Here is a 769-nt window from a genome sequence, read left to right on the forward strand (position 1 = left end):
GAAGGCAGAGCCGGCAGATTTACAGTCTGCTCCCTTTAGCCACTCGGGAATCCCTCCGTGATATGGTGCCTCGGGGCGGAATCGAACCACCGACACGAGGATTTTCAGTCCTCTGCTCTACCGACTGAGCTACCGAGGCAGATGGTGGGCGATAACGGAATCGAACCGCTGACCTCTTGCATGTCAAGCAAGCGCTCTAACCATCTGAGCTAATCGCCCGAAATATTTTGGAGGCGGCACCCAGATTCGAACTGGGGAATAAAGGTTTTGCAGACCTTTGCCTTACCACTTGGCCATGCCGCCATGGGGTGGCTGATGGGACTTGAACCCACGAGTGCCGGAGCCACAATCCGGTGCGTTGACCACTTCGCCACAGCCACCATATTGGTTTGAATGGAGCGGGTGATGGGAATCGAACCCACGTAGCTAGCTTGGAAGGCTAGAGCTCTACCATTGAGCTACACCCGCATGTGTTGAATGGTCGGAGTGACACGACTTGAACGTGCGGCCTCCTGCTCCCGAAGCAGGCGCTCTACCAAACTGAGCTACACCCCGATGGAATGGCGGAGAGAAAGGGATTCGAACCCTTGAGACAGGTTTTGCCCGCCTACACGATTTCCAATCGTGCGCCTTCGACCAACTCGGCCATCTCTCCGTACGTCTCTGCCTTATCATATTAGCAATACAAGGCAAGTGACCATACTTATCGTTTGTTTTAAGGGTTTGCCCCTTAAAAACCGCACAGAGGAATTATATCATACACGATTTC

7 tRNA genes are annotated in these 769 nt (G+C 53.4%); all 7 read right to left on the minus strand.

The annotated features are described in order from the left end of the window. Positions 1-63: 63 nt before the first annotated feature. Positions 64-139: transfer RNA gene (locus GTO91_RS17585), tRNA-Phe, on the minus strand. Between the two features lie 3 nt (positions 140-142). Then, positions 143-219: transfer RNA gene (locus tag GTO91_RS17590), tRNA-Val, on the minus strand. Between the two features lie 9 nt (positions 220-228). Then, a tRNA-Cys gene (locus tag GTO91_RS17595) sits at positions 229-303 on the minus strand. Between the two features lies 1 nt (position 304). After that, a tRNA-His gene (locus tag GTO91_RS17600) sits at positions 305-380 on the minus strand. A gap of 14 nt (positions 381-394) precedes the next feature. Continuing rightward, positions 395-468, minus strand: a tRNA-Gly gene (locus GTO91_RS17605). A 10-nt stretch (positions 469-478) separates the two neighbouring features. Beyond that, positions 479-555 (minus strand) — tRNA-Pro (locus GTO91_RS17610). Between the two features lie 6 nt (positions 556-561). Beyond that, positions 562-655, minus strand: a tRNA-Ser gene (locus GTO91_RS17615). Positions 656-769 lie beyond the last annotated feature (114 nt).

Origin of the sequence: Heliomicrobium undosum, from assembly GCF_009877425.1 — a bacterium.
Lineage (GTDB): Bacteria > Bacillota > Desulfitobacteriia > Heliobacteriales > Heliobacteriaceae > Heliomicrobium > Heliomicrobium undosum.